Below are 16718 nucleotides of genomic sequence, written 5' to 3'. Positions count from 1 at the left end.
TCAGTCGAGTACGAACTTCTCCAGGTACGACGGGTTGGCCCGGTCGAGCATCGACTGCGACCTGGCGCGGATCTGCCGGTCGCTGTGCTCGCTGTCCGGCAGCATCCAGAAGCGGTCGGCGAGGATGCCGTCCACGACGGTCTGCGCGACCTCCTCCACCGGGGTGAACTCCACGTCGTGACCCGCCGCTCTCATCGCCGCCTCCCACTGGCCGAGGCTGCGGTACGGGGTCCGGCGCGGGCGCTCCTTGGCGTACCGCTCGGGACGGTTGCGGTGCGACTCCCACAGCCCGGTGCGGAGCATGTGCGGGCCGGGGAAGAGGACGGAGGCGCCGACCGCGGCGTCCTCCGCCCGCAGGTGCGCGTAGAGCGATTCGGTCATGGTGACGACGGCGGACTTGGTGACCGCGTACACGGAGGCGGTGGGCAGCGGGGCGATCCCGCCGTCGCCGGACGAGGTGTTGACGACGTGGCCGGGGGCGCCGCCCGCGAGCATGCGCGGCACGAAGGCCTGGATGCCGTGGAAGACACCCCACACGTTGACCGCGAAGGCCCACTTCCAGTCGTTCGGCTCGTGCTCCCACATCCGGCCCTCCGCGCCCGATCCGACGCCGGCGTTGTTGCACAGCACGTGCACGGCGCCGAAGGTGTCGTACGCGGCCTCGGCCAGTTCCTGCACGGAGTCGCGTTCGCTGACGTCGACGGGCCGGGCCAGCACCCGTGCGCCGTCCTCGCGCAGTTCGGCGGCGGCCCTGTCGAGCGCGTCCTCCTCCACGTCGGCGAGCACGACGTTCATGCCCTCGGCCGCGAACCGGCGGGCCAGGGCGAGGCCGATGCCGCTCGCGGCCCCGGTGACGACGGCGGTCTGGCCCTCCTCCAGCCTCATCGGACGCTCCCCTCGGGCGGTCCGTCGTGGATCTGCTGGGGATCGTCGTAGCGCTGGTGGACGTACGGCAGCAGCGCGTCGGCGCTGACCCGCTCCACGGCCCTGCCCTGCTGGTCGCTGGTCTTCTCGCCGATGGTGAGGCCGATCAGCCTGCGGACGGGGAGGTCGGCGACCGGGTCGTACATCGACTCGCGCAGCACCACGTCGCCGGTGATCCGCTCCAGCTTGCGGACCTTCTCGTGCCGGGTGCAGTGGATCAGTACGGGGCCGGAGTCGAAGCCCTCGCCGTCCACGGCGGGCAGGAACTTGAAGTAGAAGTCGAGCTTCGTCACCGGTTCGGGCAGCGGGAGCGGGCCGTCGACCGCGCCGCGGATCTCGACGAACGCGATGCCGTGGCGGACCAGCCCGGCCCGCACGACGAGGCCCTCGCGTTCGACGCTCACCTCACCGAGCTTCTTCGGTTCGCCGAACACCTCGCGGCCGCCGGTCAGCGCCCGTTCGTGGGTCATCGGCATGACCAGCGGGTACCAGCCCTCGTGCCCGTCGTGGACGGCGGCGACGGAGACGGAGCCCGCGCCGAGCGGATAGCCGGGGAGGTCGACCTTGCTGATGCTCGCCCGGACGAGCGGGCGCCCCGAGGGTTTCAGCGGCGGCGGGAGGACGGCCGCCACCGCGTCGGGGTCGCTCTCCCAGACGGCGGTGACGCCGGTGGACCAGATGTCGGGGAGCCTGGAGCGGGCCTCGCGGGATGCCGCGATCTCGGCCTCGGTGCGCGCGCCGTACCGTACCCGTGCCATGCGGTGCCACCCTTCTCGGTCGTCCGTGGCCCGGCCCTCCGCCGGGCTCTGTAACACAGTTACACCGACGAAGATGAAGGGTAAATAGGCATGCGTGTAACGGAGTTCTGGAATCTGGAGGAGCTGTGGCGCGATCGGCGCTGACCCGCGAGGAGGTCCTCGCGACCGCTGCCGCACTGGTGCGGCAACACGGTCCGCAGACCCTCACCATGCGCAGACTGGCCGCCGAACTGGGCACCGCCGTCACCTCGATCTACTGGCACGTCGGCAACCGCGAGTCTCTGCTGGACGCCCTCGTCGAGCGCACCGTCCAGGAGATGGGCACCCTGCGTCCCACCGGCCGGACCCCGGCCGCCCGGATCGTCTCCGTGGCCCGCGGGCTGCGCCGCGAGCTGCGCGCCCGGCCGCATCTGATCGCGATGGTCCACGAACGGGGACTGACGGAACGGATGTTCCTGCCGGCGCAGCGGGCGCTGGTCCACGAGGTGCACGCCGCCGGGCTCCGGGGCGCGCGGGCGGCGGCCGCGGTCCGGGCGGTGCAGTTCCACACCGTCGGCTTCCTGCTGGTGGAGCGCAACCGGGAGCGGTCCCCCGTCCAGTCACCGGCCGAGGGCGATCTGTGGAGCGGGTCGACGGCCGGCGGCGATCCGGCGCTGGCCCGCGCGCTGGCCCGGCCCGCCGACCCGGACCGGCTGTTCACCACCTCCGTACGGGCGCTGGTGGACGGGCTGCTGGCGGGCTCCTCGCGGGAGCGCCGACCGGCCGGAAAGGGCCCGGGGGTGACGGCCGAATAGGGGACTGTCGGTCGTGGCCCGTATTCTCTGTGACCATGCTCGACGACCGCCAGACCGCAGCACCGTGGCCGACCGCCTACCCGCAGGGGTACGCGGTCGTCGACGTGGAGACCACCGGCCTCGCACGGGACGACCGGATAATCTCCGCCGCCGTCTACCGCCTGGACGCACAGGGCAATGTCGAGGACCACTGGTACACCCTGGTCAACCCGGAGCGGGACCCCGGCCCCGTGTGGATCCACGGGCTGACCAGTGACGTGCTCGAAGGCGCCCCGCTCTTCCCCGAGGTCGCCGCCCAGCTCTCCGAGCGGCTCGCCGACCGCGTGCTGGTCGCGCACAACGCGGCCTTCGACTGGTCGATGCTCGCCCGGGAGTACGCGCGGGCCTCGGTGATCGCCCCGGTCCAGCAGCGGCTGTGCACCATCGCGCTCTCCAAGGAGCTGCGGCTGCCGCTGCCCAACCACAAGCTGGAGTCGCTGGCCGCGCACTTCGGGGTCGTGCAGCAGCGCGCGCACCACGCGCTGGACGATGCCCGGGTGCTGGCCGAGGCGTTCCGCCCGAGTCTGCACGCGGCGGCCGACGGCGGGCTGCGGCTGCCGCTGCTGGAGTGCCGGCCGCTGACCGAGTGGTCGGACTCCCCCGTCACCCCGCGGGTCGGCCACCAGGCCCCGTACGGCGGCGGCCAGGCGAGCTGGCGCCCCTCGCGCAAGCGTGCGGCCTGCCCCTATCCGAACCCGGGGCGCTACGACAAGGACAAACCCCTCATGCAGGGCATGCGGGTGGCGTTCTCCGGGGACACCTCGATCGACCGCGAGCTGCTGGAGGACCGGGCGGTGGAGGCCGGGCTGCACGTGGCGACCAGCGTGTCCCGGCTGACCAGTCTGCTCGTCACCAACGACCCGGACGCGGCGACGTCCAAAACGGTGAAGGCCAAGTCGTTCGGCACCCCGATCCTGGAGGAGAGCGCGTTCACCCATCTCCTGAGGGACGTGGCCGCGGCGTCGAAGGGACCGTCGGCGGCGCCGTCATCGGAGTGAACCGGGGGCGACTCGCCCGCTCACCGCTCGCCCGCCGCCGCCCTCGCGTCCCACCCTGTGGCGCATGGCACGTTGCGAGGTATGCGGAAACGACTACGGGATGTCCTTCGAAGTGCACGCGCAGGGCGCGGTGCACGTCTTCGACTGCTTCTCCTGCGCGATTCACCGGATGGCGCCGATCTGTGAGCACTGCCGGGTCCAGGTCATCGGCCAGGGGGTCGAGGTCGACGGGCACTGGTTCTGCGGCGGTCACTGCGCCCGCGCGGAGGGGAAGGCGGGCATCGTCGACAAAGTCTGAGCACCGGGCGCCGCCCCCCTTCCCCCACCCCCTGCGCGATGCACCCCATGCCACGGTTGTACCGTCATGGGGTGTACCGCTTCCTGTTGACCCGGCAGTGGCTGATCCTCGCCCTCCTCGCCCTCGTCATGATTCCCACGATGGTCGAGCTGGGTTTCTGGCAGCTGCACCGGCATGAGCACAAGGTCGCGCAGAACTCCCTGATCTCGCACAACCTCAAGGCGAAACCGGTGCCGGTCGCCGCGCTCACCTCGCCCGGCCACACCGTTCCGCGCTCCGACTACTGGCGTGCGGTGAAGGCCACCGGGACGTACGACGAGAAGCACGAGGTCGTGGTGCGGCGCAGGACGTCCACCGACGGCAGCATCGGCTACCACGTGCTGGTCCCGTTCGACCTCAAGGGCGGCGGCACGGTCATGATCAACCGCGGCTGGATCCCCACCGCCGACGACCAGCGCGCCTTCCCCGACGTACCGGCCGCGCCGAAGGGCGAAGTGACCGTCACCGGGCGGCTCAAGGCCGACGAGACGACGGGCAGCAGCGGCATCAAGGATCTCTCGGACCTGCCGGACCGCCAGGTGATGCTGATCAACAGCGCCGAGCAGGCCAAGCTGCTCTCCCGGCCGGTGCTCGGCGGCTACCTGGAGCAGACCGGGCCCGTGCCGCCCGGCGACACCCCCGAGCTGATCGAGGCTCCCGACGACAGCTCCATCGGCCCGCACATGGCGTACGCCGTGCAGTGGTGGCTGTTCGCCGCCGGTGTTCCGGTCGGCTACGTGGTGCTGGCCCGCCGGGAGAAGCGCGACCTGGTGGCGGCCGCGTCCGCCGCCGCCGAAGCGCGGGACGCCGCGGCGGAGCCCGGGAAGCCCGAGCCCGCGAAGGCCTGACGGCGTGTCCGCACCTCGCCCGCCGGGGTGGCTCCCGACTCACGTCGGACAACGGCTGCTTAGCGAGGGCCAGGTTCGGGAACACGCCAGAGCGTGACACCACTCATCGAGGACTACGCCCTCATCGGCGATCTCCAGACAGCCGCCCTGGTCGGGAAGAACGGTTCCGTCGACTGGCTCTGCCTGCCCCGCTTCGACTCGGGCGCCTGTTTCGCCGCCCTGCTCGGTGACGAGGACAACGGCCACTGGCGCATCGCGCCGAAGGGTGCGGACACCTGCACCCGGCGCGCCTACGCCGGTGACTCCCTCGTCCTGGAGACGTTCTGGGAGACCCGCACCGGCACGGTCAAGGTCATCGACTTCATGCCGCAGCGCGACCAGGAACCCGATGTGATGCGGATCATCGAGGGGGTCAGCGGCACCGTCGACATGACCTCCGTGCTCCGGCTGCGCTTCGACTTCGGCTCGGTCGTGCCCTGGGTGCGCCGTTCGGAGGGCCACCGGGTGGCGGTCGCGGGGCCGGACTCCGCCTGGCTGCGCAGCGAACCGCCGGTCAAGACCTGGGGCCAGCAGTTCTCCACCTGCTCCTCGTTCAGCGTCTCCGCGGGCGACCAGGTGGCGTTCGTCCTGACCTGGCACCCCTCGCACTCGCCCCGGCCCGATCTCGTCGACCCGTACGAGGCGCTGAAGAACACCCTGTCCGACTGGGCCGAGTGGGCCGCCCGCTGCAAGTACCAGGGGCCCTACCGGGAGGCCGTGATCCGTTCGCTGATCACCCTGAAGGCGCTCACCTTCGGCCCGACCGGCGGCATCGTGGCGGCCCCCACCACCTCGCTGCCCGAGGAGATCGGCGGCGTACGGAACTGGGACTACCGCTTCTGCTGGCTGCGGGACTCCACCCTCACCCTCGGCGCGCTGATCTCGGCCGGCTATCTGGAGGAGGCCGGCGCCTGGCGGGACTGGCTGCTGCGCGCCGTCGCCGGGGACCCGGCCGATCTGCAGATCATGTACGGGCTCGCGGGCGAGCGCAGACTGCCCGAGTCGGAACTGACGTGGCTGCGCGGGTACGAGAACTCCGCCCCGGTCCGGATCGGCAACGCCGCGGTCCGCCAGCGCCAGCTCGATGTGTACGGGGAGGTCATCGACTCGCTGCGGCTGGCCCACGACGCGGGTCTGGGCGACAAGCCGCACGCCTGGAACCTCCAGCTCAGCCTGCTCGGCTTCCTGGAGTCCACCTGGCGCGAGCCGGACGAGGGGCTGTGGGAGATCCGCGGTCAGCGCCGCCACTTCGTGCACTCCAAGGTGATGGCGTGGGTGGCGGCGGACCGGACCGTGCGCAGTCTGGAGGAGGACCCGTCGCTGACCGGCGACGCCGACCGCTGGCGGGCGATGCGGGACGCCGTGCACCGGGAGGTGTGCGAGAAGGGGTACGACCCGGTGCGCAACACCTTCACCCAGTCGTACGGGTCACGGGACCTGGACGCCGCGACGCTCCTGATCGCCAGGACCGGGTTCCTGCCGCCGGACGACCCGCGGCTCATCGGGACGGTGGACGCGGTCCGCGACGAGCTCGGCAGCGACGGGCTGGTGCGCCGCTACAGCACCGACGGCACCTCGATCGACGGGCTGCCCGGCGGTGAGGGCGCGTTCCTGGCCTGCTCGTTCTGGCTCGCGGACGCGCTGCGGATGACCGGGCGCACCGAGGAGGCCACCGAACTGTTCGAGCGGCTGCTGGCGCTCCGCAACGACGTGGGGCTGCTCGCCGAGGAGTACGACACCGCCGCCATGCGCCAGCTCGGCAACTTCCCGCAGGCCTTCAGCCACATCGGGCTGGTGGGGACGGCCGTCGCGCTGGCCGAGGCCTGCACCCCCGAGGACACGGCACCGGACGAGGCGGCAGGATAGGGCCATGGATCTTGGACTGAAGGACCGCGTGTACGTCGTCACCGGAGCGACCCGGGGGCTGGGCAACGCCGCGGCGCAGGCGCTGGTGGACGACGGCGCGAAGGTGATCATCACCGGCCGGGACGAGAAGACCGTCCGGGCCGCCGCCGAGGAGCTGGGCCCGGACGCGGTCGGGCTCGCCGCCGACAACGCCGACCCGTCCGTGGCGCAGCGACTGGTGGACGCCGCGCAGGAGGGGTTCGGCCGGCTCGACGGCGTCCTCATCAGCGTCGGCGGTCCGGCGCCCGGTTCCGCCGCCGACAACACCGACGAGCAGTGGCGGTCGGCCTTCGAGTCGGTCTTCCTGGGCGCGGTGCGGCTGGCCCGTGCGGCGGCCGCGGCGCTCGGCGAGGGCGGGGTCATCGGCTTCGTGCTCTCCGGTTCCGTCCACGAGCCGATCGCCGGACTGACCATCTCCAACGGTCTGCGCCCCGGCCTGGCCGGGTTCGCCAAGTCACTGGCCGACGAGCTCGGTCCGCGGGGCATCCGGGTGGTGGGCGTGCTGCCGGCCCGGATCGACACGGACCGGGTCCGTGAACTGGACGCGCTCTCGGGCGACGCGGAGGCCTCGCGCACGGCCAACGAGGCGCGCATCCCGCTGCGCCGCTACGGCACCCCGCAGGAGTTCGGCCGGACCGCGGCCTTCCTGCTCTCGCCCGCCGCCTCGTACCTGACCGGCATCATGGTCCCGGTCGACGGCGGCTCGCGGCACGGCTTCTGAACCGTCGGGGCGGGGGTGGACGACGCCGGGCGGAGCGCCCGGCGTGTCCGCGCCCTTAGGGCCTGTATGGGGTTGTCCCGCGGCGTCACGGGACAACCCCATACAAGCTCTGATCAGCTCACCCGCTCCGCGCGGTGCTTGACCGCCTTCAGCCGGACCTCCGCCGGCAGCCGCGCCAGGCCCGCGGAGTCCCTGGCATGGGCCAGCGCCTCGTCGGTCAGCCGGCCGAGCGTCGCCTCCGGCGCCGCGTGGGGTTCCGTCAGCAGCCGGATCCTGGCCTTCGGTGTGCTGCGCTTCCCGGTCAGTACGACCTGGGCGCGGGCCACTCCGTCCAGCGCTTCCGCCTCCGCGGCGAGCACGCCCTCCAGAGCCCGGCCGCGCAGCAGCGCGCCCTCGCCGTCCCCGCTGTCCACCAGCACCTCGGAGAGGCGGGCGCGGCGCAGCTGGGCCAGCAGCCACCACAGGGCGAGCACGACGAGGACGGCGAGGACCGCGATGACCGTCGGCCACCACCAGCCCTCCGAGCGCCAGCGGTCCCGGCCGGACTCGCTGAGCAGGACGTCGTTCTTGCCGGACCAGGGCCACCAGGACGGTACGGAGAGCCCGGTCGCGGCGGCCAGCACGCCGCCGCCCACGCAGACCAGCACCAGCCCGGCGAGCCCCAGCAGTACCCGGTTGACGGTTCTGAGCACGCCGCTCATCCCTTCCTCGCCGCACGGCGGACATGGACGGACAGGCTCGGCGGCCTGGACAGTCCGAGTTCCCCGATGCCCCTGGAGAGCGCGGTGTCCAGATCGGCCCGTACGTCGTCGAGTTCACGGAAGTGCGAGACGGCCCGCACCCCCACCTTCCTGCGGCCCATCCGGACCCGGACCGACTGCACGCCGGACACCTCGACGGCCCGGTCGCGCAGGACCGTCGCGGCCGCGGTCCGGTCGAGCGCGGCCCGTACGCCGGGGCGGTCGCGGCGCATCGGCAGCAGGTCACGGAGTCCGGGCGTGAGCGCGAGGACGATCAGCCACAGGCCGATCGCCGTCGCGACCGCCGCACCGGTCAGCACCCAGACGTCGTTCAGCGGCCGCCGGGCCAGCTCGTCGGCCAGCGAGCGGCGCCACTGCATCGCCGGACGGCCGGCCCGGACCGCCGCCACGTCGTACAGGAGGAGTCCGGAGCCGCCGAGGACCACCAGGGCGAGGATGCCGGCCGGAATGCGGCGGGCGGACCAGAAGCGGCCCGCGCCGCCCTCGCCCCGCTCCTTGGCGGGCACCGGGTCGTAGGCGGCGGACGACGCGGACTGGTCGAGTTCGCGCACGTCCCCGTGCTCCACCGGCTGGACCGTGGGCAGCCGCTGCGTACTGCCGTGTTCCGGGTTCTGGGGCTCGGTCATCGGATCCTCCCCTGCGCCGCGAGGCTCGTTCCTGAGGGGTGCAGGCGCTCGACCTGTACGGCCACTTCGGGCACCTCCATCCCCGCCAACGCCTTTACCCGCATCGCGACCCGGTGACGCACCGCACCGCACTGGCGGCCGATGTCGCTGGGATACCCGAGCTCCAGACTCACCCGTACCCGGGCGGTGTCACGGTGGACCGTGACCGTGGCGCGCGGCGACGCGCCGTCCTTCGCCGGCTCGTCGACCGCTTCCTTCGCCGCCTGCGCGGCGATCTTCGCGACCACCCGGTCGGCGATCCGGGTCTCCCCGCGCTCTCCTGCGGCGACCCGGCCGCTCTCCCCCGACACGGCCGTCACCGCCGTCGGTCGCCGCGATCGCGACTCCGGAAGAAGTCACCGGGCTCCAGGTCACCGTCGAGGAAGCGACCGGCGATGAAGCCGATCGCCCCCAACGCGGCCACCAGCAGAAAGGCACCGAACCCGCCGAAATATCCGGCGAACCCGAGCGCCATGCCTGCCACCATGCCGACCACAGCCATGCTCATCGTGCGCTCCTCAACTACCTCGGACGGGAGTACTACTGGAGTCGTGGCTCGGGCTGATCGTCGTCGTCTTCCTCATCGGGCAGCTTCACATCGCTCACCGCGATGTTGACCTCGACGACTTCGAGACCCGTCATCCGCTCGACCGAGGCGACCACGTTCTCCCGTACGTCACGGGCGACGTCGGCGATCGACACGCCGTAGTCCACGACGATCTCCAGGTCCAGGGCGGTCTGCGACTCCCCGACCTCCGCCTTCACGCCGCGGGTGACGGACTTGCCGCCGCCGGGCACCCGGTCGCGCACCGCGCCGAAGGTGCGGGAGAGACCGCTGCCCATCGCGTGCACGCCGACCACGTCGCGTGCCGCCATTCCGGCGATCTTCTCGACCACGCCGTCGGCGATCGTCGTACGGCCGCGCGTGGCGGGGTCTCCGCCGCCGCGCCTGGTCAGTGGCGATGTCCTGCTGTCGCCACCCGCCGTGTCCTTGTCGGGGTTCTCGGGCCGGTTCCGCTGTGGGGTGTCGGTCATCGCCGTTCTTCCCTTCGGGGCAGGAATGGACTTCCTTGCCCACATTAAGTGCGCTTGCCCCGTCTCGCGCCGTGGATGCGGCAGGCTGGGGCAATGACGACGGCTGACAGCCCGAACAGGGCCGACGGATGGACAGCTGCGGTCCGCCAGCGACTCGGTCTGGGCAGACTGCTCCCTTTGGGCGGTCCCGCGGACGGGGCCTGGATCTCGGAACGGGCCGCGGTCGCGGTGCTGCGCCGGGCGGTGCGCGGCCCAGGAGCCGGGCCCGTGCTCGGTGAGCTGAGGATCGCGGTGGCGGATCCGGGGGCGGCCCCCGCCCCACAGGTGCCGGCACCTCCGAGTGCGCTGCCCCCGGGCCCGCTGAGGATCGAGGCGACCATGGCGGCGACGGCCGACCAGCCCCTGCCCGTCGCCGCCGCGGCACTGCGCTCCGCGCTGCTGGCGGCGGCCTCGCGGCGGCTCGGCCTGGTGGTCACCGAGGTGGACCTCCAGGTGACGGAGTTGCTGGACACCGCGCCGGAGCCGGACGAGCCGGAGCCGGACGGGGTGCGGGCGGCGCAGCCGGAGGACGCGGCGGGCCGGGCGGCCGCCGGGGTGGCCGGTGTCGCGACGCTGACCCGGGTGCTGGGCGCGGCGGTGCACACGGGCGCGGACCACGTACGGGTCGAGCTGGCGACGGACGGCGGCCACCGCGCGCTCGACGTGGCACGCGCGGTGCGGGCGGCGGTGACGGAAGCGGTGGACGGGCATCCGCCGGTCGCGGTGCTGGTCACGGCGGTGACGGGGCAACCGGCGCCGGACGGCGCGCCGGAAGCCCCGGAGGGCTGAACCGGGCACGGCGGACGGCCGCACGCGACGGGCCGGGTGCGCCGCGGGGCCGGAGGCGGTGGGTGCCCCCGGCCGGGTGACGTGTCAGCCGGGTGATGGGTTCAGTCGGGTGATGGGTTCAGTCGGACAGGCCCGCGAGGTCGCGCAGCCGGCGGCCCTGCGCGGCCCGTTCCGCGGTGCGCTGCTCTTCGTACGGTCGGGTGACGGCACCGCTCAGCAGGGCCTTGGTCTCGACGAGGGCGTCGCGCGGGGCGGCCAGCAGGGCGCCGGCCAGGTCGCGGGCGGCGCCGTCGAGCTCCTCGGCGGGCACCACGAGGTTGGCGAGCCCGGTGCGCTCGGCCTCGGCGGCGTGCACGAAGCGGCCGGTGGCGCAGATCTCGAGCGCGCGTGCGTACCCCACCAGGTGCACCAGGGGGTGCGTGCCGGTGAGGTCGGGCACCAGACCGAGGCTGGTCTCGCGCATGGCGAACTGCACGTCCTCGGCGACGATCCGCAGATCGCAGGCGAGAGCGAGCTGGAAGCCCGCGCCGATGGCATGTCCCTGGACGGCCGCGATCGACACGATGTCGTTGCGGCGCCACCAGGTGAACGCCTCCTGGTACTCCGCTATGACCGCGTCGAGCTCGGCCTCGGGGCCACGCCCCATGTCGAGGAACGACGGCTCGCCGTCGAAACCCTCCGGGGTGAACGCCTGCCGGTCGAGACCGGCGGAGAAGGACACACCTTCGCCGCGCAGCACGACGACCCGCACACTGCCGGGCAGAGCCCGTCCGGCCTCTGTCAACGCCCGCCACAGAGCGGGGGACTGAGCGTTGCGCTTGGCCGGGTTGGTGAGGGTCACCGTGGCAATCGCGTCGTCGACGGTGAGTCGTACGCCGTCCTTGTCGAGCACGGAGTCGAGCGAGGTCATGGAGCGCCTCCGGTTCGGGTGCAGTCAGCACATGGAGCTAAGTGACTGAACAGTAACCACCCGATCGACCGCACGATCGACCGGGTGGCCACCGCCGAAACCGGTGAGCCCCGGAGCAGGCCGGACGGCCTGCTCCGATCCGCCGACGGCTCTGTCAGGCCGTAGTGGCCTTCTTGCCTCGTGTCGCGCCGCCGCGTCCTCGCAGCGTCACTCCGGACTCGCTGAGCATCCGGTGGACGAATCCGTAGGAGCGGCCGGTTTCCTCGGCCAACGCCCGGATGCTCGCACCGGAGTCGTACTTCTTCTTCAGGTCTGCCGCGAGCTTGTCGCGCGCGGCGCCGGTTACCCGGCTGCCCTTCTTCAGAGTCTCGGCCACCCGTGCCTCCTCGTGGGAAGTGCGCTCTGGACTCTCATGATCACCCCTCCGGAGCTTCCTGGCCACCCATTCGGCAAGGTCCGTGCAACCGGATTCGCGCCCCAGGAGTGCGCCGGACTGATCGGAATCTCGAATTCCGTAAGGCTCGGGAGGGTCTGTGGGGAGCGCCCCGGAGGGAACGTCCAGGTCAGGGCCGCACAGCGGCCGCGCCCATAAATGAGTGCGCCCGGCAGCTATCTGCCGGGCGCCGCGCCGAGGTACGAGACGTACTCACGCAGATGATGGATCACGCGTAGGCCGAATGATCCAGTGGGAGTGGATCAGTGGGCGGGCGGTCCGGTCAGGCCAGCGAGACCAGGTCCCGGTAGTCCGCACCCCACAGGTCCTCGACGCCGTCCGGCAGCAGGATGATGCGCTCGGGCTGGAGCGCCTCGACCGCGCCCTCGTCGTGCGTGACGAGGACGACGGCGCCCTTGTACGTGCGCAGCGCGCCGAGGATCTCCTCGCGGCTGGCCGGGTCGAGGTTATTGGTGGGCTCGTCGAGCAGGAGCACGTTGGCGGAGGAGACCACCAGCGTCGCCAGGGCGAGCCGGGTCTTCTCACCGCCGGACAGCACTCCGGCGGGCTTGTCCACGTCGTCCCCGGAGAAGAGGAACGAGCCGAGCGTCTTGCGGACCGCGACGAGGTCGAGGTCGGGCGCCGCGGAGCGCATGTTCTCCAGGACGGTGCGGTTCGGGTCGAGGGTCTCGTGCTCCTGGGCGTAGTAGCCGAGCTTGAGTCCGTGGCCCTCGATGATGTCGCCCGTGTCGGGCTTCTCCGCGCCGCCGAGGAGCCGGAGCAGCGTGGTCTTGCCGGCGCCGTTGAGGCCGAGGATGACGACTCGGGAGCCCTTGTCGATGGCGAGGTCGACGTCGGTGAAGATCTCCAGCGACCCGTAGGACTTGGAGAGGCCCTCCGCCATCAGCGGGGTCTTGCCGCACGGCGAGGGGTCCGGGAAGCGCAGCTTGGCGACCTTGTCGGAGACCCGCACGGCCTCCAGGCCGGAGAGCAGCCGGTCGGCGCGCTTGGCCATGTTCTGCGCGGCCACGGTCTTGGTGGCCTTGGCGCGCATCTTGTCGGCCTGGGCGTTGAGCGTCGCGGCCTTCTTCTCGGCGTTCTGGCGCTCGCGCTTGCGGCGCTTCTCGTCGGCCTCACGCTGCTGCTGGTAGAGCTTCCAGCCCATGTTGTAGACGTCGATCTGCGAGCGGTTGGCGTCGAGGTAGAAGACCTTGTTGACGACGGTCTCGACCAGCTCGACATCGTGGGAGATCACGATGAAGCCGCCGCGGTAGCTCCTGAGGTAGTCCCGCAGCCAGACGATGGAGTCGGCGTCGAGGTGGTTGGTGGGCTCGTCGAGGAGCAGGGTGTCGGCGTCCGAGAAGAGGATCCGGGCCAGCTCGACACGGCGGCGCTGACCACCGGAGAGGGTGTGGAGCGGCTGGGCGAGCACCCGGTCGGGCAGGCTGAGGGCCGCGGCGATGGTGGCGGCCTCGGCCTCTGCGGCGTAACCGCCCTTGGTGAGGAACTCCGTCTCCAGGCGCTCGTACTTCTTCATCGCCTTCTCGCGGGTGGCGCCCTTGCCGTTCGCCATCCGCTCCTCGTTCTCCCGCATCTTGCGGAGGATCTCGTCGAGGCCGCGGGCGGAGAGGATGCGGTCCCGGGCGAGGACGTCGAGGTCGCCGGTGCGCGGGTCCTGCGGGAGGTAGCCGACCTCGCCGGAGCGGGTGATGGTGCCGGCGGCGGGGGTGCCCTCACCCGCGAGGCACTTGGTGAGGGTGGTCTTGCCCGCTCCGTTGCGGCCGACGAGGCCGATGCGGTCGCCCTTGGCGATGCGGAAGGAGGCGGATTCGATGAGCATGCGGGCGCCGGCGCGCAGCTCGATGCCGGAGGCGGTGATCACGGGTAAAACTCCAGGGCGGAATGGACGGCGGAGGTACGGATAGGGCCTGTCGTCTGCATCAGGCCGGATCAGGGGCGGTGCCGGGGCACGCGAGCCCGGCCTGATGCGCACGACAGGCCCTGAGGGCTGATCCGCCAGGAATTGCGGGACAGCCCTCAGCGATTCACGACTCGAACGCCGCTACTCACGCACACGCACAAGGAGAGTTGCCATGAGGACCAGTCTACTGGCGGTGTCCAATCACTGTTCCGCCCGCTCCCGTCGCGGTCGCCGGAAGCTCGCCCAGCGCTCCTGACCGGCTCCGCCCCGTGAGCGAAAGGGGGCGTTTGGGTGTGAACTATCTGATACTCGGCGCAGGGCCGCGCGCAGCCGCGGGCCGAGCGGAGGGTGGTGCCATGCGGTTCGACGACGACGCCGGTCCGGACACGTCAGAGGTCCGGGACGTGCGCGGCAGCCGCGTCCCCGGCGGCGGGGCCACCGTGGGCGGCGGCATCGCGGCGGTCATCGCGCTGGTCCTGGGGCTGCTCTTCGGCGTCGGGCCGGACGAGCTCGGCCTCTCCTCCGGCGGCTCGGGCCCGATCGCCGCCGCGTCGTCGGCCGCCCGGGTCGAGCGGTCCTGCCGGACCGGCCGGGACGCCGATACCGAGGACGACTGCCGGACGGTCGCGGTGGTCAACAGTGTGCAGGACTACTGGAAGCAGGAGTTCGCCCGGCGCGGAGCGACGTACGGGAACGCCCGCACGGTCCTGTTCACCGACCGGGTCAGCACCGCCTGCGGCTCCGCGACCTCGGCCGTGGGGCCGTTCTACTGCCCCGGGGACCGGCAGGTCTATCTGGACCTGGGCTTCTACGACGAGCTGCGGACGGAGTTCGGTCCGAGCGCCGGGCCGTTCGCCCAGGCGTATGTCGTGGCGCACGAGTACGGACACCACGTGCAGCACCAGAGGGGGACGCCGGGCCGGTCGCGGGACGGGCGGACCGGCGAGAACAGCGACGCGGTACGGATGGAGCTGCAGGCGGACTGCTACGCCGGGGTCTGGGCGCACCACGCGACGACGACGCCCGACGGGTCGACGGGGCGGCCGCTGATCACCGAGCTGACCGGGGCGGACATCCGGGACGGGCTCGACGCGGCCGCGTCGGTCGGGGACGACCGGATCCAGGAGAGGTTCCGGGGCCGGGTCACCCCGGAGTCCTGGACGCACGGTTCGGCGGCGCAGCGCCGGCAGTGGTTCACCACCGGGTTCCGCAGCGGTGACATGGCCGGCTGCGACACCTTCCGCTGACGGGGGCGGCGGGCTGGGGGCGGTCCGGCCCGGTCCGGGGTCTCCCCCGGCCGGCCGGGCCGCCCGGTCAGGCTCCGCCGGTGTGCACCTGGAACGCCGCTTTGCGGACGGCTTTGGCGAGCGCGGGGTCGGGGTGTGCGGCGGCCAGCGCCACCAGGACCTGGACGGTGCGCGGATGGCCGACGGCCCGTACCTCGTCGAGCAGGGCCGGGACGCTGCCCTGCACGGCCGAGTCGAGGTGGCGGACCAGCAGTCCGGTCTCGCCGTGGTCGGCGACGGCCGCCGCGGTGTCGACCCAGAGCCAGGTGGCCTCCTCGCGGCTGAGGACCTCCTGGGCGTCCTCGGGGTCGGCCCCGTCGTACTCGGCGAGCCAGAGCAGCGCGTAGGGGCGCAGCGACGGGTCGGCGACGACGGAGCGCACCTCGGGCTCAGCGGGTGCGCCGACGACGCGGAGCGCCTCGAAGGCCAGCCCGCGCAGCAGCGCGTCCTCTCCCCTGGCCACTCCGAGGAGTTCGGCGACGGCGCTGCCGACGGGGCGGGCGGCCAGCCAGGCGCGGTACTCGGCACGGGCCGGTCCGGGGGTGAGCCGGGCGCAGCCGAGCAGCATGTCGGCGGCGGACTGCTCGATGTTCCCGGCCGGGCTCTGGGCGGCGACGCAGATCTGTTCCAGCTTGACCCAGACCGCCCAGTTGCCGAGCGGGGTGAGGGTGGCGTGCCCGGAGCCGAGGGTGAGCGCCCCGACTGCGGCCAGCCCCTCCAGGGCCCAGTCCAGCAGGAGGGCGAACAGGGCCTCCGGGTGGGCGGCGGGGGCCTCCTCCGCGGGGGCGGGCAACGCCTGTGGCCCGTACGGCACCTCGCAGCGCTCCTCGTGGAGCTCGGCGACGCGCTGGCCGAGGAGGTCCAGGAGTGCGGGCACGGTGACCGGGCCCGCGGAGAGCTGGAGGAGGGAGAGCACCTGGGGCACGGCCTCGACCGCCTCGGCGACGGCGGTGGACTCGATGTCCTGCGGCGCGGGGTGGACGAGTGACCAGGCGTCGAAGAGCGCCACCCAGCCGCGGAGCACGGCGGAGTCGTCGCGGTCCCAGGCGCGCAGCCGCCAGCCGGGCCGTGCGGTGTCGCCGTGCAGTTCGACGAGACCGGCGAGCCTGGCACGGTCCCAGCCGGAGCGCACCTGGGCCGGGGACAACTCCAGCTCCGAAGAGGCCCGTTCGAGGGCTGTGGCGGCCAGGGGTGGGATGCCGGGGCGGGAGCCGCCGGCCGCCCAGCGGGCGATCCGCACGGCGTCGGCGAGGGCCGCCCTGGCCTGGCGGGCCAGTTCCGCCCGGGGCGGGGTGCCCTCGGGCGGGCGGGGCGCCGGCCTGGTGCGCCGGGTGATCACGGCCTTGCGAGCGGTGGCGAGGGGTCGCGGGCGGACAAGTCGCAGCCTGGAGTCGCGCGGGGTACGGGACGTCACGGGGAGCAGTCTTGCCTCTGACAGCCCGAAAGCCCAAACGGAACCCGGATCACCGGTGTCCCGGGGCGTCCGTACCTCCGGGACCAACCGGCCGAAGCGGCA

At 72.6% G+C, this 16718-nt stretch carries 19 protein-coding genes; 8 read left to right on the top strand and 11 right to left on the bottom strand.

Translation table 11 applies throughout. The features are described 5' to 3' along the window. Together ACIQM0_RS09205 and ACIQM0_RS09200 are read right to left on the bottom strand one after the other, a co-directional pair. Positions 1–885 (bottom strand): SDR family NAD(P)-dependent oxidoreductase, encoded by an 885-nt coding sequence (locus ACIQM0_RS09205; RefSeq protein WP_401284978.1) that lies wholly within the window; start codon positions 883–885, stop codon positions 1–3. After that, a complete protein-coding gene (locus ACIQM0_RS09200) occupies positions 882–1682 on the bottom strand; it encodes an acetoacetate decarboxylase family protein (RefSeq protein ID WP_401284975.1) in 801 nt (266 codons plus the stop codon). The genes ACIQM0_RS09205 and ACIQM0_RS09200 overlap by 4 nt, the downstream gene beginning before the upstream one ends. 125 nt (positions 1683–1807) lie before the next feature. On the opposite strand from ACIQM0_RS09200, the gene ACIQM0_RS09195 reads away from it, so the two are divergent. The 6 genes from ACIQM0_RS09195 (at position 1808) to ACIQM0_RS09170 (ending at position 7363) form a co-directional block, all read left to right on the top strand. Next, entirely contained in the window at positions 1808–2476 is a 669-nt protein-coding gene (locus ACIQM0_RS09195; protein ID WP_401284972.1) for a TetR/AcrR family transcriptional regulator, read from the top strand. A 29-nt stretch (positions 2477–2505) separates the two neighbouring features. Beyond that, positions 2506–3513, top strand: coding sequence for a DEDDh family exonuclease (locus ACIQM0_RS09190; protein ID WP_401284970.1), 1008 nt, complete (start codon positions 2506–2508; stop codon positions 3511–3513). A gap of 64 nt (positions 3514–3577) precedes the next feature. Continuing rightward, positions 3578–3811 (top strand): hypothetical protein, encoded by a 234-nt coding sequence (locus ACIQM0_RS09185; RefSeq protein ID WP_363028340.1) that lies wholly within the window; start codon positions 3578–3580, stop codon positions 3809–3811. Positions 3812–3882: 71 nt separating this feature from the next. Then, on the top strand, positions 3883–4698 hold the full coding sequence (locus ACIQM0_RS09180; protein WP_401284967.1) for an SURF1 family protein: 816 nt from the start codon (positions 3883–3885) through the stop codon (positions 4696–4698). Between the two features lie 93 nt (positions 4699–4791). Beyond that, the gene (locus ACIQM0_RS09175; RefSeq protein WP_401284964.1) at positions 4792–6603 is read left to right on the top strand and encodes a glycoside hydrolase family 15 protein; all 1812 of its coding nucleotides are present in this window, start codon (positions 4792–4794) and stop codon (positions 6601–6603) included. Between the two features lie 4 nt (positions 6604–6607). Beyond that, complete coding sequence (locus ACIQM0_RS09170; protein ID WP_401284961.1) at positions 6608–7363, top strand: SDR family oxidoreductase; 756 nt, start codon at positions 6608–6610, stop codon at positions 7361–7363. Between the two features lie 113 nt (positions 7364–7476). Here ACIQM0_RS09170 and amaP read toward each other — a convergent pair whose 3' ends face one another. Genes amaP through ACIQM0_RS09145 form a run of 5 tightly spaced genes read right to left on the bottom strand, consistent with a single transcriptional unit; the run spans position 7477 to position 9824 of the window. Next, complete coding sequence (gene amaP / locus ACIQM0_RS09165; protein ID WP_401284959.1) at positions 7477–8064, bottom strand: alkaline shock response membrane anchor protein AmaP; 588 nt, start codon at positions 8062–8064, stop codon at positions 7477–7479. Continuing rightward, positions 8061–8750, bottom strand: a complete 690-nt coding sequence (locus tag ACIQM0_RS09160) for a DUF6286 domain-containing protein (RefSeq protein ID WP_401284956.1) — start codon at positions 8748–8750, stop codon at positions 8061–8063. The genes amaP and ACIQM0_RS09160 overlap by 4 nt, the downstream gene beginning before the upstream one ends. Then, positions 8747–9100, bottom strand: coding sequence for a hypothetical protein (locus ACIQM0_RS09155; protein ID WP_401284953.1), 354 nt, complete (start codon positions 9098–9100; stop codon positions 8747–8749). The genes ACIQM0_RS09160 and ACIQM0_RS09155 overlap by 4 nt, the downstream gene beginning before the upstream one ends. Positions 9101–9105: 5 nt before the next feature. Continuing rightward, positions 9106–9297 (bottom strand): hypothetical protein, encoded by a 192-nt coding sequence (locus tag ACIQM0_RS09150; RefSeq protein ID WP_136330255.1) that lies wholly within the window; start codon positions 9295–9297, stop codon positions 9106–9108. A 32-nt stretch (positions 9298–9329) separates the two neighbouring features. After that, a complete protein-coding gene (locus ACIQM0_RS09145) occupies positions 9330–9824 on the bottom strand; it encodes an Asp23/Gls24 family envelope stress response protein (RefSeq protein WP_401284949.1) in 495 nt (164 codons plus the stop codon). Positions 9825–9917: 93 nt separating this feature from the next. Between ACIQM0_RS09145 and ACIQM0_RS09140 the strand changes: the two genes are divergently transcribed. After that, positions 9918–10652, top strand: a complete 735-nt coding sequence (locus tag ACIQM0_RS09140; protein ID WP_401284947.1) for a hypothetical protein — start codon at positions 9918–9920, stop codon at positions 10650–10652. 118 nt (positions 10653–10770) lie between these two features. Here the strand turns inward: ACIQM0_RS09140 and ACIQM0_RS09135 are convergent, their stop codons facing one another. The 3 genes from ACIQM0_RS09135 to ACIQM0_RS09125 all read right to left on the bottom strand — a co-directional run bounded on the left by ACIQM0_RS09135 (position 10771) and on the right by ACIQM0_RS09125 (position 13877). After that, positions 10771–11562, bottom strand: coding sequence for an enoyl-CoA hydratase/isomerase family protein (locus ACIQM0_RS09135; RefSeq protein WP_363028357.1), 792 nt, complete (start codon positions 11560–11562; stop codon positions 10771–10773). Between the two features lie 154 nt (positions 11563–11716). Further along, positions 11717–11938: a helix-turn-helix domain-containing protein gene (locus ACIQM0_RS09130; RefSeq protein WP_010987827.1), complete on the bottom strand. Its 222-nt coding sequence runs from the start codon at positions 11936–11938 to the stop codon at positions 11717–11719. A gap of 340 nt (positions 11939–12278) precedes the next feature. After that, positions 12279–13877 (bottom strand): ABC-F family ATP-binding cassette domain-containing protein, encoded by a 1599-nt coding sequence (locus ACIQM0_RS09125; RefSeq protein ID WP_363028359.1) that lies wholly within the window; start codon positions 13875–13877, stop codon positions 12279–12281. A gap of 395 nt (positions 13878–14272) precedes the next feature. On the opposite strand from ACIQM0_RS09125, the gene ACIQM0_RS09120 reads away from it, so the two are divergent. After that, entirely contained in the window at positions 14273–15163 is an 891-nt protein-coding gene (locus ACIQM0_RS09120; RefSeq protein ID WP_401284942.1) for a neutral zinc metallopeptidase, read from the top strand. 67 nt (positions 15164–15230) lie between these two features. Here the strand turns inward: ACIQM0_RS09120 and ACIQM0_RS09115 are convergent, their stop codons facing one another. Next, the gene (locus tag ACIQM0_RS09115; RefSeq protein WP_401285120.1) at positions 15231–16541 is read right to left on the bottom strand and encodes a hypothetical protein; all 1311 of its coding nucleotides are present in this window, start codon (positions 16539–16541) and stop codon (positions 15231–15233) included. Positions 16542–16718 lie beyond the last annotated feature (177 nt).

This window comes from Streptomyces sp. NPDC091387 (genome assembly GCF_044756945.1).
Taxonomy (GTDB): Bacteria; Actinomycetota; Actinomycetes; order Streptomycetales; family Streptomycetaceae; genus Streptomyces.
Note: the sequence above shows the minus strand (reverse complement) of the source record. Positions and strands in the feature narration are given on the sequence as shown.